Below are 23,980 nucleotides of genomic sequence, written 5' to 3' on the forward strand. Positions count from 1 at the left end.
GGTGCGACGAATGATCGAAGAATCGTGAGATTTAAGTCAATGCCGGCCCCATTTACACCGTATTCCTTATTAATTAAAACCTAATTACGCTAGTCATGTGCATCAAAATCAAACATTTGGCGGCGACCGCCGTTGCGAGCGCACTCGTATCCGTCGCTCATGCCCAAAGCAGCGTGACGCTGTACGGTGTGCTGGACGAAAGCGTCCAGTTCACCAACAGCGAAAAGACCGCAGGCGGTAAAGCCGGCCCCGCATGGGCGCTGGCGAATTCCGCAAACAACACCACGGTCTGGGGCATCAAAGGCAGCGAGGATCTTGGCGGCGGCACGCACGCCATCTTCGATCTCGAAGAGCAATTCGGCATCAATAACGGCGCGAGTTCCATCAGCGGCTACATGTTCTCACGGCAGTCATGGGTTGGCCTCAAGGATGACCGCTGGGGTACATTGACTCTCGGCAAGCAGTACGCGTCCGTCACCGATTATCTATGCCCTGTCTCGGCCTACTGCACGTTTGGTGGAAACACATCGGCACACGTGTACGACAACGATACGGTGGGCGGCAGCTACACGGTCAGCAACGCCGTGAAATATGAAAGTCCGTTGATTGGCGGGTGGCATTTCGGCGGCATGTATGCCTTCTCCAACGCGGCTGGCCAGTTTCAGAACAACCGTCTCGTGAGCGCCGGCACGGGCTATGACCACGGTCCGGTCCATGTAGCAGCGGCTTATATGAGCGCAATGAATCCCGCGAGCGCGAACGCCGCCGGTGCGGTGAATTCGAACATGGGGTACGCCATCGCCGCGAGCGATCAGACCGTGTGGGGCGCGGGTGCCCGTTTCGACATCGGCGGCGGGACGGCCGGTCTGTTGTATACACATTCCACGTACCTCTCGCTCGCAAGCGGGAACTTGCTCGGTGTGAGTGCCGGAGAAGACCTCCGCTTCGATAACTACAGCGCTTACGGACGTTACCCGCTCACGCATGTGCTGAGCCTTGGCGCCGGCTACACTTTGACGACTGAGCACCTTTCCGGTGCTACGAGTGCAACGTTGCACAATCAGCAGGTCACGATGGAGGTCGATTACAACCTGGGCAGGAGGACGCTGCTGTATACCGAGGCAGCCTATCAACACGTCTCCGGAGGCAACGGCCTCAGCCTTTCCTACGCGGAAATAGCGGACACCGGCATTCCTTCGGGTACTAACAGCCAGACGCAAGTCAGTGTGGGTATGCGCCATAGCTTCTGAGCTTCCGGGCAGACCGGCTTGCATCCGTGTGGCCGCGCCGATGTCGCCATCCTCGGCCCTGCGTGCGGCGGATACGCAACAGGGGTTTTGTCAACTCGTAGCATCGGGTCAGCAGAACCGGACGACAAAACAGGTGCCGACGCGCAGGCGACTGACACTTAGCCGCCAGTCGTGGGCCAAAGCGATCTCCTTGCAGATGGCCAGACCCAGCCCAGCGCCATCGTGCCGCGAATCGGGCGCGCGCCAGAAACGCTTGAAAAGAAACGGCAAATACTCCTCCTTGATCCCGGGTCCCTCGTCGCGAATCTGGACGGAAACGTCGTCGACGAGGACCGACACGGTGCTGTACGCTGGAGTTACGTTAATCGCATTCTCAAGAATGTTCTTGATCAGGATGAACAGGGCGCTGCGGTCCGCCCAGATCGATGGTCCATTGCCCGCCGAATCGAGTTCTAGCTTGATCTGTCGTGCGTCGGCCTTGCGCGAAAGATAGGCCACCACGTCCTGCGCGACGTCAAGGCTATTGACGTTACCGAACGCGAAGTTCTGCGATTCGCTTACCTCCGCCAGATGCAGGAGTTGTCGCACCTGACGCGCCATCATGTCGATCTCGCGTAGCAGTAGATCCTTGTCTTCAATGTCCGGTTGCAGCTCTATCTGCCCGCGAATCAGCGTGAGCGGCGTTTGAAGTTCATGGGCGGCAGATGCGAGAAACTGTTGTTGAACGGAAAAACCATTCTCCAATCTGCCTAGCGCGTCATTGAATGCACGAATAAGAGGGGAGATTTCACTCGGTATTCCTGACAGCGAAAGACGTGTCTTGAGGTTGCGCGGCGTGATTGACGCTGCAGCCTTTGATGCTTCCCGCAGCGGGCGGAGCACGCAATAGACCGTAAATGTCAGCGTGAGGCCGAAGGTAACCATCGCCACGAGAATCGTCACCGGGACAATGATTTGGATTGGTGTGATTTTCTGGCTGATGATGGCATTGAGAAGACGGGTGCTCATTGCGGTCTGAACGTAGAGCACAGCGTTGCCATGGGGGACGCGTAGCGTCATGATGTCGTACGGTTTCCCGTCGATGTGAACACGTTGAACGCCGCCGGCGATCGTCTCCAGATCAGCCACGCTCCAGGGCGTGTCGTGCTCAGCAGAATCCGATGAAAGCAGCACGTTCCCCTGGGCATCCAGTACGCGGTACTTGAGCTCAGCCGGCACGACCTCGAAAAGCCACGCAGTCTTATCTGGAAGCCGTATCGATACCGGTCGACCAGACGCGTCAAACTTCAGGCCGTCCGCAATCTTGACGGCGTTTTCGATCTGCTCGTGCCTCCCGAGCATCTGTTCGGGAAAGTGATTGAATGCGTAGGCGACGACGGCGGCCAGCACCGCAAGGCTGACAGCGAGCGCGGCAACGCTCGTCACCCAGACACGGACTGACAAACTTCGAAGCCATCGATTGAGCATGGTAGAGAGGGGTTCAGGCTTGCCGGGGTCTGCTGGCCGGCTGGTGGGTGGCAGGCGGATAGTCGGTCCGGGTATCAGCCGAGCGCTGTAGCGTGCGGTAAGGCGGCGAGACAAGCGCGCCCGTCGTGGCATCGTCCGTGGCCCAAGGGTGGAAAACATAGCCTTTTGCGCGCACCGTCTGGATCAGCTTCGGGCACGACGAGTCCGTTTCGATCCTTCGACGCAGACGGTGTATCCAGAGACTCACGACGGGAAGCTGGTCCCGCGCATTGGAGTGAATGCAGTGTGCAATGAATTCTCTCGACAGCACCCGGTCCGGCGCGGTCGTAAAAAGGCGAAGCACTGCGTACTCTGTTTGCTGCAGCGGAACCAGACGGCCTTCATACGAGAGCGTGCGCAAAGCGAAGTTCAACTCAAAGCCGCCGAAGCGGAACGGCTGGCGGTGGACCGGGCTGTGCAGCTGTTCATACATGACACGCCTGAGTACGCAACGGATCCTGACCAGCACTTCCTTCACATTGAACGGTCGCGACAGGACATCGTCGGCGCCACATTCCAGCGCCACAACCCGTTCGATGACGTCGTCCTGTTCGGCGAGCAGGATGACCGGCATATCGTCGCGATGTTCGCGCAGCATGCGCAATGTGCCGAGGCCGCCGCCGAACGACGGACCGCTTTTCATCACGATCAACGCGGGGCGTTCGACCTCAAGGCGCTCCAGCACGCGCGCGGGCTCGTACAGGACGGCCACGTCGAAACCGTTCGACTGTAAGCACGTGCGCAACGCGTCGCGGCAGTCGGGGTCGTCGTCGACGACGAGAATCCGGGGTTTCATCAGTCGCTCCCTCCAGACGCCGGATGGCGAGGAACGTTGGCGGATGCCGAGGTATGGTGCAACGAAAACCCCGCGCCCCGCACGTTGACGATGCGCGTCGCCGCACCGATCGCGGCCAGTTTCTTGCGCAGGCGGTGTACGGTCACTTCCAGTGCATTCGGGGTGACGGCTTCACCGAGTCCCCAGGCGGCATGTTCGAGCGCGGAATGGCGAACGGTGCCGCCTTTGGACCTGACGAGATGCAGAATGATCTGCAGTTCGGCGGGGGCGAGCGGCAGCGTTTGCTCGCCGCAGCGGATCGCGCGTTCCTGTGGATCGATCTCGATATCGGCGAACGACGCGCACAACGCCGTCAGCACGACAGGCCGGCGCATCAGCGTGCGCACTCGCGCGATCAGTTCGCTCATCGCGAACGGTTTGGTCACGTAGTCGTCGGCGCCGCTTTCCAGTCCATCCACGCGGTCGTGCAGCGCGTCTCGGGCGGTCAGCATCAGACAGGGCGTCATCTGGCCGGCTGCCCGCAGGTTTCGCAGAAAGGTCAGGCCGTCGCCGTCGGGCAAGCCACGGTCGATGATCAGCACTGCATACTCGGCCCGGGTGGCGCCGTACCGGGCCTCGGATAGTGTGGCGAACAGATCAGTCTCGATTCCGGCGGACGACAGGGCCTGGCGAACCATCGCGGCGAGGCGTGCATGGTCTTCGATCAGTGCAACTCGCGACATAGTATCGTGCTCAGTTGAATTGATAGAGGTACCCGATCTTGACCTCAGGGACATAGCGCTTTCCGACCAGCGGGCTGTCGGTAATGCCGCCGCCGAGATGCGATACACCGACGTCGAGTATCATGCCTTGATGCTGGGTGAAGTGATAATCCACTCGCGTGCCGATGGACATGTCGTAGGTCGACTTCCCGGTGTAGGCGGGGCGGCCGGCGCGCACTTCGGACTGTCGCACGCCGTAATAGTAGTCGACATATTTGCTGCTCAACCATTCCACACTTGCGTGCGGCTCGATTGAGAATCTGCCGTAGTCAAATGCTTTGCCGAAGTCAATCGTGGCCCTCTGGCCTTTGTTGCCGCCTTCGAGAAAGTCGCCGGACAATGTGCCAAATGCGGTATGCCACGCCAGCGCGGGACCATACCAGAAAGCCCAGTTGCGGTCCTGCATGCCGTTCAGGATGGGCGCATCGGACCCTTTATAGCCGTCGCCAATCGCGAAATGTCCACGCAGCGCGACACTGACGCCTGCCCAGTTGCCGAGCTTGAGATCGACCGACGTGCCGAAAGCGTGCACCCATTTGTTGTCGAAGAAAAGCAGCGGAATCGGCGTGTACTTCGTGCCATAGCCCTTATAAGGCGCCGCTTCGATTCCAGCGGCGGCACCGAGGCCCCAATGTGTGACGTTCGTCGCCTTGCTCAGAACGGTCAGTCCCGAGTCGTCCGGGTTGGGCGGCTCCGCGCCGTCGTCATCGGCCCGGACGGAGCCCGAATACAGGGCGACCGATGCGACGGCCAGAAGCAAATGATGTCTACGGCGAAATCTTTTATTCACTGTCGGTCCTAAAGTCGTGTGATGAGACAGAATTGACTTTAGGACTGGCAGACTTACCGCTCACTTACTCTGATGAGCGCTTTACTTATCGGCGTGATTGCCCAACGCGACGGACCGCACCAGTTGGACCGACAGACCGTCGGTTCTGCGCCGGAGCCCATCGAACGCGGTCGATGTCAGCAGACGTGCCGAGCACGCCCGGTAGCATGCTCGCCGGTCAGTGTAACGACCGTCATGACGAGCGCGCGGACCCGCTTTGCGCGCTCGTCCACGAGCGCCCTCGTGAGGTGGAGTAAAGCGGACCCGTCATCCGGTTTCTTCGTAGGAACACGCAAATGAACGCACGGGTGTCCCTTTTCGTTCGCGTTCGGTGCCATGACTCCATGTCAGCGCGAGCTTGCCGCCGTGTTTCTGGCAGATCTTTTCGACTTCATTTTCTCACGTAGCTTCGCCACATCCGGCACCGCGACGCCCAGCAGCGTATAGACGTAACTGATGTGCTCATGCGCGAAATGGTCGTCGAGCGGGCCATTGCCGAGCAACAGTCGCATATACACCGGCGCGTACAGCAGTTCGCCCAGCGTCTCGATGTTCGGCGGCACGGGGATGCTCTTCTACGGTTCGGAAAATTAGCGCCTCAGAGATGGTGCGTTGTCCTTCCGACCGGATCGCTTTAGCGCGGTTCGCTGTTCGAAAAGCGAAATCGCCGGCCGCCGCATATCCGCATATCGGACTTCGAGATAGTCACGGGTACCGGCGGTCACGAACACGCGGGAGAGATCCTCCGGATGGTATCGAATGGTGACCGTGCGCCGGGACTCGCGCCATGCAACGAATATCGGATGCCAGTAACGAGTATGGAAAAGCGTCGGTCCATACGCCTGGATGGTCCTCGACGCCGCAGGCAAGAAACGGATCAGGAACTGCAACTCAGCGTCCCTAGCCCCCGACAATTGCCGCGGGTCAGAACTCCGGCCGAGCATTCTCCACATGTCGGCTGGCGCTGCGCCAAGCAGCCCCCGATGTGCCGCATGGTGGTATCGTCTGGCGACTTCAATCGCGAGCCATTGCTCAAACTCACGCAGCGTTAGTGCGGCCGTCTTTTCAGACTGCCGCGCTTTGCGACCTTTCGGGGACGATCCGGTCGCCCCCGGCAGGCCCCGCACCCGTTCCATGAGAGTCCGGTTCAGGCGCTCTATATGGCCACCGAAATGGGGACGTCCCACAGGCCGATAGGTCGATGCCGTATTCGCGGCACCCACTGCGAAGCGCCCTGCTTTTAAACTCGGCAGCGTTGTCGAGATGCAGAACTTCCGGAATTCCACGCATCGGCCAATCCGCGTCCGCCTCTATCTTCGCAAGCCATCGTACTCGCTGACCAGCAGCACATCCGCTTGTGTATGGTCGACCTGAACGATCTCCAAGGGGTACTTGGCAGCAAGCGACCCCGGCGATTTGAGCGCGTCGGGCAGCGCCGCGCGCTTCAAAGCGTCCAACTCGCGATGCCTCGCCCATCGCCGCCCGATGGTCGTTCGGCTTGGCAGTTGCAGTCCCGCGAGTGCACATCTGCGTCGAACCTCCAGCACAAGATCCGTTGCAGGGTGGGCCAGCTGTCGCTGCTTAGGGAGCCAGACATGCACTACTTCGTCGATCACCTTATCGACGTCGTCCCCCAACCGACCGCCGCCCATCGATGGGCCTCGGCGATGCGGAGCGACGGAACTCGCTACAGGATCGGTTAAAAATCTCCGGCGCAGACGATACACCGTTGTTCAATGCACGCCGAGCAGGCGCCCGGCAAGAACGGCCTGTTCTCGTGAAAGCGGTCCCCGCCCCAATGGCCGAAGCACTGATGCTACTTTCGCAGCACGGTCGTCTGTCACGGTCGCATCCGTCATCGCAGCACCTCATCGACTTCCGTTGAACGCATTAGCGGAATTAAAGGACACGTCGAACCCGCCAGCAAAACTAACGGACAAACGGACGTGCATCCGTTGCCGGAACGCAACGCGTTAAAAGGACGAATTTTGACGCTAAGGCCTGCTTAGCATGGCTTGTGGACCTTTGTTCCGCTAGCGCAAGGTGTGGACGTGGCTAGCAGAATTAACGAACATCAACAGCATGTCCCGGTCCAATGCTCGTTTAACGGCTCGCAAAACGTCGTCCGTCGATACCTCGCGCCTCACGCTGAAGTAGTAGCCGACTACGACACATGAGACGACTTCAATGATGACGACAGCCCAGAGACGATGGACAATCTTCTCCCGAAAGCCACCGTTCACAAGTGGAAGTGAAACGCAGAAACGCCCGTCGAGTATGTTTCGCGTCCATCTCGACGCGCTGCATGAATTTCAGGGCCGGGCGTCGCGTCCCCTCCCCCGACTAGAGCTTCGCGACAAGGTCGACGCCACCGGTCACCGCTGCCAGCGACCGCGGCTTGGCTGCGAGCAAGCTATCAACGTAACGGCAAATCGAGAAATAGCACAAGCTGGACGTGTTAAATGGCCAGTCGTTTCGCGCCTCATACCCCAATGTGCGAAGTTGATCCAGAAACCAGGTGCAATAGCACCTGCGTGTTCGTCGAACCTCCACAAGTCGCCTGTCCGAACCAGTTGCGCGGATGCGCGAGTGTCGAACGCAGCGCGAAGCGCTGGAAGCCGACCGCAATCTCGGTCGCGCTGCCCACGCGCGACAGGCGCACTCTCGACAAGCGGCTTTCCAGGCAACTGGCGATATACACACGGGCGCGCTGCGACGACACGTAGATCATGGGCTTCGACGCGTCGCGTGCGGAAGGCCCGTTGGAGGAACCGCAAGCCGCGAGAGTGGCGATCGCCACGGCGGCAGGAGCAAGCAGGAAAGTTCGTTTCCTGGTGAGGTCGTCGGCGTCCCCGGTCATTTGCAGGAATCTTGTACGGGCGAAGCGTGGCGCGATCAATGCACCGACCCACACAGCGATCGGCGCAATGCCATGCTTCGCGACAGAGCCGCCTTTCACGCGCGTTGCGTTCGCGCTGCAAGGACACACAGCAAACCAGGCAGCAGCGCGCTCAATCGCGATGAAAAAAAAGCGGATGCCCGAGTATAGCGAGCACAAGCTCGCGCAGTCACCTTCGTTACAAGCTGAAACGTCGCGTCCATGAAAAAACCCGCGACGTCACCGTGTCACGTGCGGGTTCGAAGGCAGCGCGAATAGGCAGGCCCGCGCTGCAAGCAGTGCGTGGAGATCTAGAAGCGGTGACGCAAGCCGACAGCCGCGGCGACCTGGTTACCGGTCGACGACGGCGCGAGCGTGTTGATCGCCGCCACGTTCGAACCGAAGTTGCCGAGTTCGCCCGATGCATGCTGATACACGCCTTCGACGTAGACGTCGGTACGCTTGCTCAGCGAGTAGTCGCCTTGCAGCGACACCGTATGCCACTTCGGATCACCCGAGCCGTTAGCGCCCGACATCTTGCCGTCCGTGAACGTGTACGAAGCCGCGAGGCTCATGGCCGGCGTCAGCGCGTAACGGCCGTTTACTTCGAAGTTGTCCAGATGCAGGTTAGTGCCGGCGATGCCGGGCAGTGTCGCGCCGCCGACGTCGATGCCGGTGATGCCGTCCAGTTGCGTATGCGTGTACACGAAGCCCGCCGTTGCCGGACCGTACGAGTAGTTGATGCCCGCACCGAACGTGCGCTGCAGGTTAGCCGCGACCTGCGCGGTGCCGTCGCCTTGCGAGACCGCGCCGCTCAGATTCGAGCTGCCCGACTTGTTCAGTTGCAGGTAAGCCGCTGCGACGCTCAGCGGGCCGTTGTCGTACGAAGCGCCCGCGCTCCACGCGCGATTGTTCGAGAACTGGCCGGCCGAATTGCTGAAGCCGTACAGGCCGCCGAACTTCAGGCCCGCGTAGTTCGCGCTCGTGTATTTGACCGCGTTCTTGATCGAGAACGAGTTGTCCAGGTTGTCGTTGTCGAACGGGTGGGCCGCGAGATTGTTGCCGTAGCCCGCGCCCGCCTCCGACAGCGGCGCGAGATAGTCGACGACGGAATCGTATTGACGGCCGAGCGTCAGCGTACCGAACTGGTCGCTCTTCAGGCCGACGAAAGCCTGGCGGTTGAACATGGTGTTGCCTTCGGAGAACTGGCCGTTGTTCAGATTGAAGCCGCTCTCCAACGTGAAGATGGCGTGCAGACCGCCGCCCAGGTCTTCGCTGCCGCGCAGGCCGAAGTACGTGTTCGACACCGAACCGCTACCTTGCTGCCAGTTGTTGTGGCCGCCCTGGTTGTTCGAATACACGAGGCCGGCGTCGAGCGTGCCGTACAACGTGACGCTGCTTTGTGCGTGTGCGTTGAGCGCAAACGCGCCCATGAGACCTGCTGCGATGAGGGTTCTTTTCATTTCATGACTCCAGGGACAATGCATCGAGAATCGCATTCGGGGCGGGCCGTCCATTGCGCTGATTGCGCCGGCCGCGTGACGATCCGCTGCGAAGTGTATTCCCCGTATTCGTTTATCCAATCGCGTGAATGGCGCAACAGTCATTTCCTGGATTCGTAACGAAGCGATTTAGGTGGCGTAAGTACGCAAAAATAAAGGCGAAATCGCAATCGCGGGCGAATAAAGCGCCGCATTGCAGCTTATGGTGTTGTTGCCGGCGCGCGACGGCTTTCAACCTGCCTTACTGCGAAAGTCTAAAAGAGCTTGCTGGATGAACTCGAATTCACATCGATTCACGCAATAGAGTATTCGTCGCCTCGGGCGCTATTTAATTCGTCGCCAGTTTGGAAGTGTTCTTACCGGCTACGAAAGCCGCCTTTTCTATTTTATATGCGGCATTGGAGCCGCTTTATTTGCGATTTTATAACACTTAAATAAGTTCCGTTTAAGGGGCGAAATGGACTATTTCCGGTTCCGTTGCAATAGCGGAGGCTGGTATGCTGCGGGACCTAACAGAATGATGTGAACGGCAATGAAAGCGCTGAGTCCGGCGGTAGCCAAAGTGCTGAAGCGGTTGCACTATCCGCTTGAGGTAATGTTGGTGTGCGTGCGTTGGTACGTGGCCTACCCGCTGAGCTTGCGCAATCTCGAGGAGATGATGGCCGAACGCGGGATCGCGGTCGATCATTCGACCGTGCATCGGTGGGCCGTCAAGCTTCTGCTGGTGCTTGAAAAGGCGTTCCGCCGCTGCAAGCGCCCGGTCGGCAAGAGCTGGCGGATGGACGAAACCTATGTGAAGGTCCGGGGCACATGGAAGTATCTCTACCGCGCCGTCGACAAGGCCGGCAACACGGTTGACTTCCTGCTGCGAGCCAGGCGGGACAAGGAAGCCGCCCGACGGTACTTCGAGAAGGCCATCGATCAGAATGGCGCGCCCGAAACCGTAACCATCGACAAAAGCCGTGCCAATCCGGCCGCGCTGCACGCCGTGAACGCCGAGCGCGAAACGCCCATCAAGATCCGCCAGTCCAAGGCAGTATGACTTTCCGTGAGGCAGGGGCTGGCCAGCCGTGACGAATCAGACGCGGGTTAGCATTGCTGCCAGAGCCGCACGGTGTGGACAGCGCCACACCCGGCGATTTCCGGCACGGAGGCCAGCATGGAAAACGATAGCACGGTGTACGTCGGTCTGGATGTTCACAAGGATTCGATCACGGTCGCCTACGCGATCGGCATGGGCGACGTGGAACTGCTCGGCAAGATCGGTACGACGAAGGCCGATATCGACCGCCTGTGCAGGCGCCTGCAGTCAAAGGGGCCACACGTGCACATCGTCTACGAAGCGGGTCCGTGTGGTTATGGGCTTTACCGGCAGCTCGTCCAGAAGGGATTCGACTGCATCGTGTGTGCACCATCGCTGATTCCGAAGAAGCCCGGCGAGCGCGTGAAGACGGATCGGCGCGATGCGATCAAACTGGTGCGGGCGCTGCGCGCCGGTGACCTGTCAGCGGTCTATGTCCCGGGCGTCGAGGATGAGGCATTCCGGGATCTGGCGCGGGCATGGGCCGGTGCCAGAGACGATCTGAAGCAGGCGCGGCAGCGGCTGAAGTCGTTCCTGCTCTCGCATGGCGTGCACTATACCGGGAACGCGAACTGGGGCGCCGCCCATCGGCGCTGGCTCAGCGCATATTCATTCGGGCACCCGTGGCGGCAACTGGCGTTTGACGAACACCGGCGCACGATCGAGGACCGACTCGCGCAGTGTGATCGCCTCGAAGCAGCGCTACGCGAGGCAGTCGTCAACTGGCGGTTTTATCCAGCCCTGCTGGGACTGCAGGCGATGCGGGGCGTGCAGTTCGTCACGGCCGTCGGGATACTGTCGGAACTGGGCGACCTGTCACGCTTCGAACATCCACGTCAACTGATGGCATGGCTGGGGGTGACGCCGTCGGAACATTCCTCGGGCGACAAGCGACGTCGGGGTAGCATCACCAAGACCGGCAACAGCTACGCCAGAAAGCTGCTGGTCGAGGCGGCCTGGAGCTACCGGCATCCTGCGCGCGTGAGCCGCGACATCCAGCGTCGGCACGAAGGTATTCCGAAGGCCATTATCGATCGCGCCTGGGACGCGCAGGTCCGGTTGTGCCGGCGATACCGGAAGCTGGCAGTGCGCGGCAAACACGTCAATATCGCGACGGTCGCCGTCGCCCGTGAACTAGCGGGCTTCATCTGGGACATCAGCCGCCTGGCGATGTCGCTTGCCACGTCACGCAGCGCACAGACCGCGTAAGCCGCCCGCCACTCAACGCAAGACAACAAGTGGAGGAGTTTCCTGAAGGCGGCGTAGCCCGGCACTCGAGTAACCCGCGAAGATATTTCGCAACGGGCATCACCAATTTGCGGCCCAAGACAGCGGCAGGCTCATGAGGCGGACCTCTGTAATGCGGTAGCCAATCCGCGGATATCAGTGTGACCCACCGTCGACCTTACTGCTACGCCGCCCTCAGGGAATTCTCGCGCCTATGAAAAAGCGAAAAATCAACATCGCGATTGACATGGAAAGTCATATCAGTATCTCAACAATATCGTGGAACAAGACCATCGGGCGATCAAGCGCCGTATCCGACCCATGTTGGGATTCAAGGCTTTTCGTTGTGCCCGCATCTTGTTGAGCGACATTGAACTCATCCATATGATCGCCAAGGGGCAGATGAAGGACGCAGCCAAACTCAAGCCATCGGCCGCCCGGCAATTCTACTCGCTGGTGATGTAAGCAATCCTCATCATATCGCTATCGTTCGCTCACATCGCCTTACCGCGACAGAACCATGATCCGTCCGTTCGGTGAGAACCGGCACCTTGCGTCCTTGTCCGAACTGCTCGCGAATTGCCGCAGCAATCATCTTCGTCCACGGTGGATCCTGTGCAAGATGCGCGAACGCTGTCTGGATCGTCGCGTCGGCCGCAACGTCCACGGATGAGGTGGGCCTTTGCGGGAACACCTCGAGCGAATGTGGCGCATCGGGTGACAGTCGTGCCGCGTGCCGCACCGGGCCGCACAGCATGAACATCCGGTTGCTGGCTGCCGCGCCGCACGGGCCACGGGGGTGCTCGCTGGCCTTCCCGTTCCCAGCTTTTCTCGCAAAGACGTCCAGCCACGTGGGGCAAAATAGGACTTTCCCGCGCGTTGGCGTCACCGAGGACGCTCCTCACAAATACGGTGGCCCCCGCGGCAGCGACGGAGCAACGGATTCACCGATTTTGACTTGATGTTTGACCGCCCTCCAAAGGAGCATCGGTGGGTGCCACCCGCGCCTGTCCTATCGGCGCGCAGGCGGTAGCGGGCTCTCGACCTTTGGAGGCGTCCTGCATCCGACGCCCGATGGAAAGAAAGTGTACGCGGTACGCGCCGCGTCTCTGCGTACTTTGCTCTGCTTCGAGGTTGAATTCAACGAAACGCTCGCGGCGTGCCGCGTGGTTGGGCTGCGAGCCGGTCCGGTCTGAAGCGACCCAGTTGTCGAGTCCAGACCTTTTACATCATGCGAAGCACGATCCTCTGAAGCAGGGAGGGCAGGTCGCGTCGCACGTCGACCACTAGATGAACAAAGACGGTATCGTCGCGGATCTGGTAGATGATCCGGTTCTTGCCGGAAAGAGCCTGTCGGAAACCATCCTCGAAGAAGCCCTCAAGCTCGGCAGGCGCATAACCGCTAGCGGGCAACTGGCGAATGTGGTTGATCGTTTCCTGCAGTTGCGCGGATGTCTGACGCCATGTTTCCCAACCAAACGTGCGGACGACATAGCTTCTCAGTTCGTCGATGCCGATTCGCGCGGTAGGGAGAATCCGGTATTTCAGCAAGGGTCCCGCCATCAGCGGAGCTTTTCTTGACGGTCGAGCTCGTTTAGCTCTGCGAAGAACTCGTCGCCATCGATGTGATCACCACGCTCGATCTGCTTCTGGCCAATCGCGAGAATTTTCAGGAGCGCGAGGGTTTGCTGCGTCGATTCGTAGGTTCGTAGATCCTGGACGACGAGCTTCGCTTCGCCATTCTGCGTGATGATGAGTGGTTCGCCCGAATCAGTCAGGTCTTTGACGATTTGCGCAGCTTCGCTTTTAAGGTAGCTGATTGGCTTCACATGGTCCGCGAGATGCATTTGGCGCTCCGGGTAGAAGGGGTTGAGGACTGAATTTAAACCATTAACGGTCCGGAGGCAACCCGGCGACGCAATTTCGCCGCCATTTATTTGACATAATATCAATTTAACAATTAAGTTGTTACGGTGTAGAGGCTAAGTTGCGATGTCCGCTTTTAGCCAAGTTCAGATGTCCGCTTTTTCGCAGCGTAAGCTGACCGGCCGCCGGCGACACCTGAATCTGGCCTCGACACGACGTAGTCCTAGATATAACCCCGATGCTCGAGTGTTCAACGACGATTTTGGAGTGCCTCGACCTGATCGGCTGGGAGCACGCGCCAGCTTTGCTGCCTACTACCGTCGGCCAGATGGTGGCGGCCCCTAGCGCCGAGGAATCGACCGCCTGGCGCCAGCCCGTTGATCTTGTCGCGCTGTGCGATGAATCGGCCAGCCAGATATCGGAACTTTTCGCTGCGTGGCGCAACTTGCAACGCTGGTCGAAGCACGCAGCGCTCGCCCGGGAGCTGCTCGGTGACGAGCCAGCGAAGATCATTGACGCGCTAAAGGTAGCGATCCGCGCAGGCGCCGCTCCTGCCGATCTCGGTCGGTCCCTCGCTTAGGGCGCGGCGCTGCGGGTGGCTCGCTTCGGCAATGCCAACGAGCATGCCGACTGGGAGACGGCGCACGACGTCTTTACCTACGCTAACGCGCTCCACCAGATGCTCAGGCGGATCGGGACCGCGGACATGGACGGTTACGTCACGGCAGTGCGCGGCATCATGCACGGAGCCATGGCGCTCTACCTTGCCCGCTATCTGAATGTGCCGGCGGCCCGCATGCCGGGCGATGGCAACGGCCAGCTCGACGACCTCCCTACCGATGCGGAGACGATCCGCACTGCCTTGCTCGACGCCTTCGACCGGCAGCGACATGTTGATCTTGCAGCACGGCTGGTAGCGCGGCATCTCACGCTCGGCCATCCGCCACAGGCGCTCATCGCCACGCTTGCACTTGCAGTGCTGCGCGAAGATGCAGGCTTCCACGCCGATCAGATGCTGGAGGCCGGGGCCCGGCCGTTTGCCGTGCGGGGCAATACCGACGAGGGCCGGCATATTCTCATTGCGGTCGCCCGCTATCTCGCCGCCCATTCACCGACTGAACGCGGGACACTGCAAACGGCCGACATCGCCCGGCGCTTGATGCAAGGCGGCGAGCTGCATCAGGGGGCTGGGGCGTCGTGACGGCGCTGTCGTGAGAACGAGAGCCGGTCGACAGCGCACCTCAATCCCACCGCTCGTCACGCACCTGCACGACGCCCGCCTCGATCCGCACCGGAAACGCCACCACATCCTCATATGCCGGCGGCGCCAGCACCTTTCCGGTCCTGATGCAAAATCGTGCACCGTGGCGCGGACAGACGACCACGTCGCCTTCCACCACACCGCCCGTCAGGATGCCGCCGTCGTGCGGGCAGACATCCTCGATTGCGTAACAGGTGCCGTCGACGTTGAACACAGCAACCTGTGCGCCATCGACTTCGACGCTGCGAACAGACCCGACCGGAAAATCCCCGATCGCGGCGACATCGACCCAGTCGGACATGTCAAAGCATCCCCAATTGCAGGCGCGCCGCATCCGACATCCGGTCTCTCGACCACGGCGGATCCCACACCAGTTCAACGTGCACGTCGTTCACTCCGCTCACCGGAAACACCGCATCCTCTACCGTCGCCGGGAAGGACTGCGCAACCGGGCAGCCGGGCGCGGTCAGCGTCATGCGGATCCCAACGCGGCCTTCGGCTTCGTCCACGTCAAGACCATAAACAAGCCCCAAATCGTAGATGTTGACCGGAATCTCCGGGTCGAACACGGTGCGCAGCGCGTCGATCACGCGCTCTTCAAGACGTTCTGTCGTTGTGCCTCTGCCGGGTTGTGCGACCTCAGCGCGCTTTAGCCAGTCGAATGTGCTCATCGTCTGCCTCACTCTGTCGAAACGGGGCGATCCTCGTCGTGCAGCGCGGCGTGCAGCGTATGCCAGGCCAGCGTCGCGCACTTCACACGCTCGGGAAATTCACGTACACCGGACAGCACCGCCAGCTTGCCCATCTCCGGCGCGGCTGCGGCCTGCGCTGCAGCGGCCGTTGTCACCATGTCGTGAAAGCGCCCGAACAGCGCTTCGGCCTCTGCTTCCGTTTTTCCTTTCAGCGCCTCGGTCATCAGCGACGCTGATGCTGTCGCAATTGCACAGCCTGCGCCTTCGAAACTCGCCTCTTTGACGATGCCGTCCTCGATTCGCAGATAAAGCGTAATCCGGTCGCCGCACAGCGGGTTATAGCCCTCAGCCATGTGATTGGCACCGGACAGTCCATGACAGTTGCGCGGCCGCCGGTAGTGGTCGAAGATGACTTCCTGATACAGATCGCGCAGATCGCTCATGTTCCGAATATCTCCCTGACCTTGCCGAGACCTTCGATCAGCGCGTCGATATCCTGCTGCGTGTTGTAGAGGGCGAGCGACGCGCGCACGGTCGCCGGTACGCCGAAGCGCTGCATCACCGGCATCGCGCAATGATGGCCCGCACGCACGGCGATGCCGTGATGATCGAGAATCGTACCGACATCATGGGCATGCACGCCGTCGAGCACGAACGACAGAATGCTTGCCTTGTCGCGTGCGCTACCGATGAAACGCAAACCCGGTATCACCCGCAGCGCATCCGTTGCATAGGCGAGCAGTTCGTTCTCGTGCGCGGCGATGACCTCCATGCCGAGGCTGTCGACATAGTCGAGCGCCGCGCCCAGCGCAATCGCGCCGGCAATGTTCGGCGTACCCGCCTCGAACTTCCACGGAATCGCGTTGTATTCCGTTTTCTCGAACGTCACCGAGCGGATCATGTCGCCGCCGCCCTGCCACGGCGGCATCGCCTCAAGCAGTGCGGCCTTGGCGTATAGCGCGCCAATGCCAGTCGGTCCATACACCTTATGCCCGGAAAACGCGTAGAAATCGCAATCTATCGCACGGACGTCGACCGGCAGATGCGCGATTGCCTGTGCGCCATCCAGCAGCACCGGCACGCCCCGCGCGCGTGCCGCTGCAACGATGCGCTCCACCGGATTGATGCTGCCGAGCGCGTTGGCCAGGTGCGTCACCGCGACCAGCCGCGTACGTTCACTTAACAAGCGCTCGTACGCGTCAGCATCGAGTGCGCCCGTATCGTCGATCGGCACGACTTTCAGCGCCGCGCCCGTCTGCTCGCAGACGAGCTGCCACGGCACAATGTTCGAATGGTGCTCCATCGCGCTAATCACGATTTCGTCGCCGGGTTTGATCTGCGGGCGAGCATAGCTCTGGGCGACGAGATTGATCGCTTCGGTCGTGCCACGCACGAACACGATCTCCTCCGGACGCTGCGCATTGATGAAGCGTGCAATCTTCGCGCGTGCGGCCTCGAATGAATCGGTCGCGCGCTGCGACAGCAGATGCACGCCGCGGTGCACATTGGCGTTGCTATGCCGGTAGTAAGCGTTTTCTGCGTAGATGACCGAGGCGGGCTTTTGCGTCGTTGCGCCATTGTCGAGATAGACCAATGGCCGTCCATGCACGCGCTCGCCCAGAATTGGAAAATCGGCTCGCCAGTGCTCGACATTGCGCGGATCGGGCGTCTGCATCTGTTCGATCGGCTTCATAGCAACTCCCTGATGCGCTCGCCTTCCGGGGTGCGCGCGAACAGCAGGTTTTCGAGCCGGCCACGCAGCGAATCGATGCGCACACCTTCGACAATGTCGCGTGCAAATGCGTAGGTCAGTAGCGCCCGCGCCATGCGCTCTTCGACACCTCGTGCACGTAAATAGAACAGCTGGTTCTCGTCCAGTTGACCGACCGTCGCGCCGTGTGTGCATTTCACGTCGTCGGCGTAGATCTCGAGTTGCGGCTTTGTGTCGATCTCCGCATCGCGTGACAGCAGCAGGTTGTGATTCGCCTGATGCGTGTCCGTTTGCTGCGCATCGCGATGCACGATGACGCGTCCGTTGAACACGCCGCGCGCAGCGCCGTCGAGCACGCCGCGGTAATGTTCGCGACTCGTGCCATGAGGCTCTGTATGATCGATGCGCGTGTGGTGATCGACGTGCTGCCGACCCCCGACGAAATAGAGACCGTTCAACGTCGCTTGCGCGTTCGCGGCGTTCAGGCTTGTGCCGATACCAGTGCGCGACAACGCGGCGCCGAACGCGAATGCATGTGAGGTAAAACAGCTGCCGCGTTGCTGCGCAGCTGCGACCGACGCGATATGAAAAGCTTTCGGGCCCTCTTGCTGCAACCGATAGTGCTGCACGTCCGCCTGCTCGTCTGCGACGATGCGGGTAACGGCGTTGGTCCAGTACGCGTCGTCGCTCAGCCCTACAAAATGTTCGACGATCGTGCAGCCCGAGCGTGCTCCTGCAAGCACGACATTGAACGGCTGCACCGCAAGGCCCGCTTCGTCGGTCAGGAACAGGATCTGCAGCGGTTGATCGATGACCTCGCCAGGCGGCAGCACGATGGCAAACCCATCCGCCATAAACGCCGTGTTCAGCGCGGCAAAGCCATCTGTATATGCGTGCGAGGCGATCGCCGCCTCAAGCCGTTGCGGCATTTCTCTCAACGCCCGCGTGAGCGAGCCTACAAATACCCCATGCGGCAAGCCATCCAGCTTCGACGGCCGCGGCACATGCCGACCGTTGACAAAGACCAGTCGATGCCCGGCAGGGTCCAGCTTGAGTTCATCGACGACGTGCCGCACGTCGCTATCGTCGGTGCGTTGCGCCCTGAAATGCCAGGGACGCTTGCCAATCGCCGACACGTTCGTGTATTTCCAGTCCTCGTGCCGCGTGGTCGGCAAACCCAGCGCGTCGAACTGGTCGAACGCGCTTCGGCGCGCGGCGCGCAGCCATGGAAACTCAGCGCCGGGCAACGTCTTCGCGAGTTGCCCAAACTGATGGAAATAGTCGAGAGATTCGTTTTTCATGGATGCCCCGCACTTTCCTGGCTTGCTCTATTTTCTGGTTGCACCGCTTCATCGTCGATCCAACCATAGCCCTTGCGCTCCAGCTCCAGCGCCAGTTCTCGGGACCCCGACTTCACGATCCGGCCATTCGCCAGCACATGCACGCGATCCGGCACGACGTAGTCCAATAGCCGCTGATAGTGCGTCACGAGCACGATCGCCCGTTCGGGGCTGCGCATGCTGTTAACGCCCTGCGCGACAATCTGCAATGCGTCGATGTCGAGTCCGGAATCCGTTTCGTCCAGAATGGCGAGCCGGGGCTCCAGCACGACCATCTGCAGAATCTCGTTGCGTTTCTTCTCTCCGCCCGAAAAACCTTCGTTCACGGCGCGATACAGCAGACTCTCGTCCATCTGCATCAGCGTCATCCTCTCCTTGACCCGTTGAAGAAACTCCATCGCATCGAGCTCCGGCTCGCCACGATACCGCCGCTGCGCGTTCAGCGCCGCCTTCAGCAGATAAACGTTGCTCACGCCCGGTATCTCGACGGGATACTGGAACGCGAGAAACAGTCCTTGGTGCGCGCGCTCCTCGGGCGCGAGCGCCAGCAGGTCGCGGCCGAGATACGAGACCTCGCCGCCCGTAACAGCAAAGTCCTCGCGCCCGGCCAGCACCTGGGCAAGCGTGCTCTTGCCCGAGCCGTTCGGGCCCATGATCGCGTGCACCTCGCCGGCCTTTACACCCAGATCGATGCCACGCAGAATTTTCTTGCCGTCGACTTCGACCTGCAGATTGCTGATTTCAAGCATGGTCCGAATCCCTCGCGAATCGCTGTGGGTTATCCGACGGCGCCTTCCAGGCTCACGCCGAGCAGCTTTTGCGCCTCGACAGCAAACTCCATCGGCAGCTCCTTGAAGACCTCCTTGCAGAAGCCGTTCACGATCATCGACACCGCATCTTCCTGCGACAACCCACGCTGCCGGCAATAGAACAACTGGTCTTCGCCGATGCGTGACGTCGATGCTTCGTGTTCGACCTTCGCGGTCGGGTTCTTGACCTCGATGTAGGGGAATGTGTGAGCGCTGCAACGGTCGCCGAGCAAAAGCGAATCGCACTGCGTGTAGTTGCGCGCGCCTTCCGCCGCCCGGCCGACCTTCACGAGGCCGCGATACGCGTTCTTTCCGCGGCCAGCCGAAATGCCTTTCGACAGAATTGTGCTGCGCGTATTGCGGCCGAGGTGAACCATCTTCGTCCCGGTATCGGCCTGTTGATAGTGGTTGGTCAGCGCCACCGAATAGAATTCACCGACCGAGTCATCGCCCTGCAGGATCACGCTCGGATACTTCCACGTAATTGCCGAGCCGGTTTCCACCTGAGTCCATGAAATCTTCGAATTCGCCTCGCGGCAGTCGCCACGTTTGGTCACGAAGTTGTAGATGCCGCCCTTGCCCGACGCATCGCCCGGATACCAGTTCTGCACCGTCGAATAGCGGATCTGTGCACCTTCCAGCGCGACCAGCTCGACCACAGCGGCATGCAGCTGGTTTTCGTCGCGCATCGGCGCGGTGCAGCCTTCCAGATAGCTCACATACGCGCCTCTGTCCGCGACGATCAGCGTGCGTTCGAACTGCCCGGTGTTCTGGGCATTGATACGAAAGTAGGTCGACAGTTCCATCGGGCAGCGCACGCCCGGCGGGATATAGCAGAACGACCCATCGCTGAACACGGCGGAATTAAGCGCAGCGAAGAAATTGTCGGTGTGCGGCACGACCGAGCCGAGATACTTTCGCACCAGTTCGGGGTGATGCTGTATGGCATCCGAGAACGAACAGAACACAATGCCGAGTTCCGCCAGCTTTTCGCGGAACGTAGTCGCTACCGACACGCTGTCGAATACCGCATCCACCGCTACGCCCGCTAGCAATTCGCGTTCCCTCAGCGGCACACCCAGCTTTTCGTAGGTACGCAGCAGTTCCGGATCGACTTCATCGAGACTCTTCGGACGATTCTTCTGCGTCATCGGCGCGGAATAATAGATGATGTTCTGATAATCAATCGGCGGGTGTTCGACCGTCGCCCAATGCGGCTCGGTCATCGTGAGCCAGTGGCGATAGGCCGCGAGTCGCCATTCGAGCATGAACGCCGGCTCTTCTTTCTTCACCGAGATGAGCCAGACCACGTCCTCGCTCAGCCCGCGCGGAAGCGCATCGGCCTGCAGATCAGTCACGAAACCGTGCTGGTATTCGCGTCTGATCAGTTCATCGAAACCGGTTGCGGATGCGCTCATGCGTGGCCTCCATCAGTCGACTTGCGCACAGGCATCGCGCCCGCGCGATGGGTGGGGATACTACGCGCGCGGATCGCGCTGATATCGACCGCGCGCAAGGTGGGGCCCGCCATGTCCGCCAGCGTGACCTGCTGCAACGCTTCGTAGATCAGGCGATTGACCTTCTGCCAGTTGGCGCGCACCGCGCACGCCGCCTCCTGGATACACAGGCCGGGCGTAGTGCTGCATTCGGTCATCCCGATCGGGCCGTCGACGACGGCGATCACCTCCGCCAGCGTGATCCGCGCGGGCGGCCGCGGCAGCAGGTAACCGCCGTTTGTGCCACGCAGCGACTCCACGACACCACCCCGCGTCAGCACTTTCAGCACCTTTGACACCGTAGGCATCGCGACCCCGGTCGCCGCCGCAATACTGCTTGCGCTGTGGACGGCATCGGGATCGCGCGCCATCGCGGTCATGATCACCGTGCCGTAATCGGCAAGTTTGCTCATGCGCAACATCGGAACATCTCCCGTTTTAATCAGGACCCGTTTGGTCCAGATTACATCGAAACGAAATCCGCACGTTCGGAGTGAGCGACACTGTTCTGTGTGGGGATTTCTGGCCACGTCGCGAATCGCTTTTCGTTCCGGGAGAAGTATTTCGCGAACGGCCCAACGCCAATTTCATTCTAGACCTGTATATATAACCTTGTCAGCGTGTTGGTTTTCGTGACGGACCGCTCTCCTCCGCTGGGTGCGGCGCTTCGCGCCGGGAGTTCGTCAAACGGTGGAACCGCTTTGGCAGGCCCATGCGCTTGCATCCGGCAGGATCGACTGCTCGACCTAAAATGAATTCTCCGGATCGATTGGGAGAGAAATTGTGGAACTTCACCTGGATTCCCATCATTTCACGCACCGTCAGCCCGACTGGCGGGCAGCCGCCCTGGCGGGGTTATCGCCGGAGCGATATTCCTCATATTGGGGGTTTTTCTGATGACGCTCGTGACCGGCCAGAGCCTGACGGAACCTCCACGCATGATCGCCGCTATCATTTTGGGGCGTGGCGCATTGCGATCGCCGCATGCGTTCTCTGTCGGCATTGTCCTTGCAGCCTTCATCGTCCATTTTGCCCTTGCAATCGTTCTCGCGCTCATCCTCAGCCTGATCGCGGTGTCGTTCAGTCTCGACTCGAGCGTGGGGATGGCAACGCTCGCAGGTGCCGTTTTCGGCGTGATCGTCTACATAATCAATTTCTATGGCATGACCCAATTTTTTCCGTGGTTCGCGGAGGCGCGGAACTGGGTCAACGCGCTCGTTCACATTGTCTTTGGTATCGTAGCGGCGGACATGTACATGAAACTGGACCGCAGGGCATCCAACGTGGCCAAAGTGGATTCGGACGGCTCGTCGTAACTGGTTCGTCAGGCCAGAAGTGAGGGCAAAATGCGCTCTGCCCTGACGACAACCGAGCTTGTTCCGGTGACGGTCGTAAGCGAAGCGCCCGTCAACGTCACGCCGACATCGTCGGTCGAACAGGAGATCGTGAAGCCCACCGCGACCGTCGGCACAATTGAAGTTCGGATCGGCCGGGCGGTAGTGAAGGTCGATGGCGCGGTTGACGCCGAAACGCTGCGCACGGTGCTCAAGAGTGTGCGATCGTCATCGGCCTGCCAACGGGTACGCGCGTGTGGATCGCGGCGGGCGTAACCGACATGTGCAGTGGTTTCCCGGCTCTTGCCGCGAAGGTGCAAACGGCACTCGAAGAGAATCCGCTCGGCGGCGACGTGTTCATTTTTCGCGGGCGTCGCGGCGATCTCGTAAAAACTCTATGGGCAACCGATGACGGACTATGGCTTCTCGCGAAGCGGCTTTCGCGCGGGCGGTTTATCTGGCCCCACGCTGACGGCGGGAAGATCTATCTGACGTCTGCGCAGCTGTCGATGTTGCTGGAAGGCATCGACTGGCGACAACCCCGTCGCACTGCCGTATTCGCCCAACGCTCGGCTCGGCTCGGATCGGCTGACTGCTATCCGTGCGAATCGCTTCGTCCGATGCCCAACCCGCCTTGTGCATCATGGCACGGCAGGTGCGGGCGTATTTTTCCAGCGAGAGCGCCACCTCCAGCGCAACAACGCCACGTCCCCGACGATAGTCGCGCCAATCCCTGTGGGAATTCCAGGCGATCGTCACGATTGAGCTGATCACATTCGAAGGGAGGACGACCCTTAGCGTGTCCTGCCAGTCGAATTGCTGTACAACGCCAAACCAAACCGGGTTCATCTCATCACTCTCCGCCGAGTGCGCCGCCTTCCTTTCCTTGGTCCGCGTCTACGGCACAGTGAACATCTTGCGCGCTGTTGTTCGTAATGGCGCCTAACGCCAAACCGCCATTCTTCCCGTTTGTCGCAGAATTATAGGGGCAGCGGCCAGCCGGTCGGTTGACACACCCGGTCCCTTCCTGGAAAAGCTCACCGTTCGCTCGACGGCGAACGATCGTCGCGCTGCTGCTTGCCACTGGCATCACGGCGGCCGAACTCAGCGCGCTGACCGTGGACGATCTCGACACAGGACGATCAAGCGCCGGCGTCGCGCGGATGCTTCGATGAGTGCGCCGCTTCGCCGGTACGCCGTCGGTCGCTGGGGGTCCCTGTGGGCGAGCCAGCCGTACATGTCACATCGGATACTCATCGACCTTCCGGCCCGGAAAGTCATCGCCGGGGAGCACCGCTTCTGTAAGGAATGGCGCTACATGAGCGTGCGAGACCTGGAGTGCATGCAGCAGGAACTGAACGAGATGTTCGACGACATCTTTGACAAACCGCAGGAGTACGACTTTGAGGTGATAGATGAGCCTCCTTACTGGGCCCTCTTCCCACGGCCGTGGCCAGGAGTCCCGGCGCTGACCGACGTTCATTGTGTTGCATCGACCGCTTGAATCCGCCGCCAAAACCCGTCATTCAGCATGAAGAAATACTCTGCCATAGCGCGTCCGCCGTCAGATAGCTGCCGTTCGAGAATGACCGGAAACTTGCTAGAGAGGTTGGCAGCCCAGGCGGCTGTGAGAGAATCTTG

26 protein-coding genes and 3 pseudogenes are annotated in these 23,980 nt (G+C 60.5%); 10 read left to right on the forward strand and 19 right to left on the reverse strand.

Annotated elements, in window-relative coordinates; genetic code table 11:
- Positions 1–95 precede the first annotated feature (95 nt).
- Positions 96–1,250: a porin gene (locus OKW43_RS41285; protein WP_429454596.1), complete on the forward strand. Its 1,155-nt coding sequence runs from the start codon at positions 96–98 to the stop codon at positions 1,248–1,250.
- A 108-nt stretch (positions 1,251–1,358) separates the two neighbouring features.
- On the opposite strand, the gene OKW43_RS41290 is transcribed toward OKW43_RS41285, so the two are convergent.
- The 9 genes from OKW43_RS41290 to OKW43_RS41330 all read right to left on the reverse strand — a co-directional run bounded on the left by OKW43_RS41290 (position 1,359) and on the right by OKW43_RS41330 (position 9,483).
- Complete coding sequence (locus tag OKW43_RS41290; protein WP_429454598.1) at positions 1,359–2,675, reverse strand: sensor histidine kinase; 1,317 nt, start codon at positions 2,673–2,675, stop codon at positions 1,359–1,361.
- Between the two features lie 55 nt (positions 2,676–2,730).
- The gene (locus OKW43_RS41295) at positions 2,731–3,552 is read right to left on the reverse strand and encodes a response regulator transcription factor (RefSeq protein ID WP_429454600.1); all 822 of its coding nucleotides are present in this window, start codon (positions 3,550–3,552) and stop codon (positions 2,731–2,733) included.
- A complete protein-coding gene (locus OKW43_RS41300) occupies positions 3,552–4,274 on the reverse strand; it encodes a response regulator transcription factor (RefSeq protein ID WP_429454776.1) in 723 nt (240 codons plus the stop codon). The genes OKW43_RS41295 and OKW43_RS41300 overlap by 1 nt, the downstream gene beginning before the upstream one ends.
- A 10-nt stretch (positions 4,275–4,284) precedes the next feature.
- Complete coding sequence (locus tag OKW43_RS41305) at positions 4,285–5,103, reverse strand: MipA/OmpV family protein (protein ID WP_187638753.1); 819 nt, start codon at positions 5,101–5,103, stop codon at positions 4,285–4,287.
- Positions 5,104–5,489: 386 nt separating this feature from the next.
- Positions 5,490–5,705: a hypothetical protein gene (locus tag OKW43_RS41310; protein ID WP_187638756.1), complete on the reverse strand. Its 216-nt coding sequence runs from the start codon at positions 5,703–5,705 to the stop codon at positions 5,490–5,492.
- A gap of 27 nt (positions 5,706–5,732) precedes the next feature.
- Positions 5,733–6,278 carry a Mu transposase C-terminal domain-containing protein gene (locus tag OKW43_RS41315; RefSeq protein ID WP_429454777.1) on the reverse strand — a complete coding sequence of 182 codons (546 nt, stop codon included), beginning with the start codon at positions 6,276–6,278 and terminating at the stop codon, positions 5,733–5,735.
- A 174-nt stretch (positions 6,279–6,452) separates the two neighbouring features.
- Entirely contained in the window at positions 6,453–6,794 is a 342-nt protein-coding gene (locus OKW43_RS41320; RefSeq protein WP_429454603.1) for a hypothetical protein, read from the reverse strand.
- A gap of 830 nt (positions 6,795–7,624) precedes the next feature.
- Positions 7,625–8,101 (reverse strand): hypothetical protein, encoded by a 477-nt coding sequence (locus tag OKW43_RS41325; protein WP_312892982.1) that lies wholly within the window; start codon positions 8,099–8,101, stop codon positions 7,625–7,627.
- Positions 8,102–8,331: 230 nt separating this feature from the next.
- Complete coding sequence (locus tag OKW43_RS41330) at positions 8,332–9,483, reverse strand: porin (protein WP_429454605.1); 1,152 nt, start codon at positions 9,481–9,483, stop codon at positions 8,332–8,334.
- A gap of 571 nt (positions 9,484–10,054) precedes the next feature.
- Between OKW43_RS41330 and OKW43_RS41335 the strand changes: the two are divergent.
- The 3 genes and pseudogenes from OKW43_RS41335 to OKW43_RS41345 all read left to right on the forward strand — a co-directional run.
- A pseudogene (locus tag OKW43_RS41335) lies at positions 10,055–10,555 on the forward strand (IS6 family transposase); the annotation flags it as partial.
- A gap of 126 nt (positions 10,556–10,681) precedes the next feature.
- Positions 10,682–11,812: an IS110 family transposase gene (locus OKW43_RS41340; RefSeq protein ID WP_429453608.1), complete on the forward strand. Its 1,131-nt coding sequence runs from the start codon at positions 10,682–10,684 to the stop codon at positions 11,810–11,812.
- Between the two features lie 279 nt (positions 11,813–12,091).
- Positions 12,092–12,295 (forward strand): annotated as a pseudogene (locus tag OKW43_RS41345) (DDE-type integrase/transposase/recombinase); the annotation flags it as partial.
- 759 nt (positions 12,296–13,054) lie between these two features.
- Here the strand turns inward: OKW43_RS41345 and OKW43_RS41350 are convergent.
- Positions 13,055–13,381, reverse strand: coding sequence for a type II toxin-antitoxin system RelE/ParE family toxin (locus OKW43_RS41350; RefSeq protein ID WP_429454607.1), 327 nt, complete (start codon positions 13,379–13,381; stop codon positions 13,055–13,057).
- Positions 13,382–13,392: 11 nt separating this feature from the next.
- Positions 13,393–13,677, reverse strand: coding sequence for a type II toxin-antitoxin system Phd/YefM family antitoxin (locus OKW43_RS41355; RefSeq protein WP_027193673.1), 285 nt, complete (start codon positions 13,675–13,677; stop codon positions 13,393–13,395).
- A 257-nt stretch (positions 13,678–13,934) separates the two neighbouring features.
- On the opposite strand from OKW43_RS41355, the gene OKW43_RS41360 reads away from it, so the two are divergent.
- Complete coding sequence (locus OKW43_RS41360) at positions 13,935–14,276, forward strand: hypothetical protein (RefSeq protein ID WP_246530369.1); 342 nt, start codon at positions 13,935–13,937, stop codon at positions 14,274–14,276.
- A 15-nt stretch (positions 14,277–14,291) separates the two neighbouring features.
- Positions 14,292–14,897, forward strand: a complete 606-nt coding sequence (locus OKW43_RS41365) for a hypothetical protein (RefSeq protein WP_429454610.1) — start codon at positions 14,292–14,294, stop codon at positions 14,895–14,897.
- 40 nt (positions 14,898–14,937) lie between these two features.
- On the opposite strand, the gene OKW43_RS41370 is transcribed toward OKW43_RS41365, so the two are convergent.
- Genes OKW43_RS41370 through OKW43_RS41405 form a run of 8 tightly spaced genes read right to left on the reverse strand, consistent with a single transcriptional unit; the run spans position 14,938 to position 21,427 of the window.
- Positions 14,938–15,258, reverse strand: coding sequence for a Rieske (2Fe-2S) protein (locus tag OKW43_RS41370; RefSeq protein ID WP_429454612.1), 321 nt, complete (start codon positions 15,256–15,258; stop codon positions 14,938–14,940).
- A 1-nt stretch (position 15,259) separates the two neighbouring features.
- Positions 15,260–15,628, reverse strand: a complete 369-nt coding sequence (locus OKW43_RS41375) for an SUF system Fe-S cluster assembly protein (protein ID WP_187638523.1) — start codon at positions 15,626–15,628, stop codon at positions 15,260–15,262.
- 8 nt (positions 15,629–15,636) lie between these two features.
- Positions 15,637–16,092, reverse strand: coding sequence for a Fe-S cluster assembly sulfur transfer protein SufU (gene sufU, locus OKW43_RS41380; protein WP_429454614.1), 456 nt, complete (start codon positions 16,090–16,092; stop codon positions 15,637–15,639).
- Positions 16,089–17,342, reverse strand: a complete 1,254-nt coding sequence (locus tag OKW43_RS41385) for a SufS family cysteine desulfurase (RefSeq protein WP_429454616.1) — start codon at positions 17,340–17,342, stop codon at positions 16,089–16,091. The genes sufU and OKW43_RS41385 overlap by 4 nt, the downstream gene beginning before the upstream one ends.
- Positions 17,339–18,661 carry a Fe-S cluster assembly protein SufD gene (gene sufD, locus OKW43_RS41390; RefSeq protein WP_429454618.1) on the reverse strand — a complete coding sequence of 441 codons (1,323 nt, stop codon included), beginning with the start codon at positions 18,659–18,661 and terminating at the stop codon, positions 17,339–17,341. The genes OKW43_RS41385 and sufD overlap by 4 nt, the downstream gene beginning before the upstream one ends.
- On the reverse strand, positions 18,658–19,449 hold the full coding sequence (gene sufC / locus OKW43_RS41395) for a Fe-S cluster assembly ATPase SufC (RefSeq protein WP_187638519.1): 792 nt from the start codon (positions 19,447–19,449) through the stop codon (positions 18,658–18,660). The genes sufD and sufC overlap by 4 nt, the downstream gene beginning before the upstream one ends.
- A 29-nt stretch (positions 19,450–19,478) precedes the next feature.
- Complete coding sequence (gene sufB / locus OKW43_RS41400) at positions 19,479–20,927, reverse strand: Fe-S cluster assembly protein SufB (protein WP_429454620.1); 1,449 nt, start codon at positions 20,925–20,927, stop codon at positions 19,479–19,481.
- A complete protein-coding gene (locus OKW43_RS41405) occupies positions 20,924–21,427 on the reverse strand; it encodes an SUF system Fe-S cluster assembly regulator (RefSeq protein WP_429454622.1) in 504 nt (167 codons plus the stop codon). The genes sufB and OKW43_RS41405 overlap by 4 nt, the downstream gene beginning before the upstream one ends.
- Positions 21,428–21,788: 361 nt before the next feature.
- On the opposite strand from OKW43_RS41405, the pseudogene OKW43_RS41410 reads away from it, so the two are divergent.
- The 4 genes and pseudogenes from OKW43_RS41410 (at position 21,789) to OKW43_RS41425 (ending at position 23,843) form a co-directional block, all read left to right on the forward strand.
- Positions 21,789–22,321, forward strand: a pseudogene (locus OKW43_RS41410) (hypothetical protein).
- A 30-nt stretch (positions 22,322–22,351) separates the two neighbouring features.
- On the forward strand, positions 22,352–22,615 hold the full coding sequence (locus OKW43_RS41415) for an IS66 family insertion sequence element accessory protein TnpB (RefSeq protein WP_429454624.1): 264 nt from the start codon (positions 22,352–22,354) through the stop codon (positions 22,613–22,615).
- Positions 22,616–22,620: 5 nt separating this feature from the next.
- On the forward strand, positions 22,621–23,109 hold the full coding sequence (gene tnpB / locus OKW43_RS41420; RefSeq protein ID WP_429454778.1) for an IS66 family insertion sequence element accessory protein TnpB: 489 nt from the start codon (positions 22,621–22,623) through the stop codon (positions 23,107–23,109).
- Positions 23,110–23,510: 401 nt separating this feature from the next.
- Positions 23,511–23,843 carry a hypothetical protein gene (locus OKW43_RS41425; RefSeq protein ID WP_187638516.1) on the forward strand — a complete coding sequence of 111 codons (333 nt, stop codon included), beginning with the start codon at positions 23,511–23,513 and terminating at the stop codon, positions 23,841–23,843.
- Positions 23,844–23,980: the final 137 nt, after the last annotated feature.

This window comes from Paraburkholderia sp. WC7.3g, from assembly GCF_050436345.1.
In the GTDB taxonomy this organism is placed as follows: domain Bacteria; phylum Pseudomonadota; class Gammaproteobacteria; order Burkholderiales; family Burkholderiaceae; genus Paraburkholderia; species Paraburkholderia podalyriae.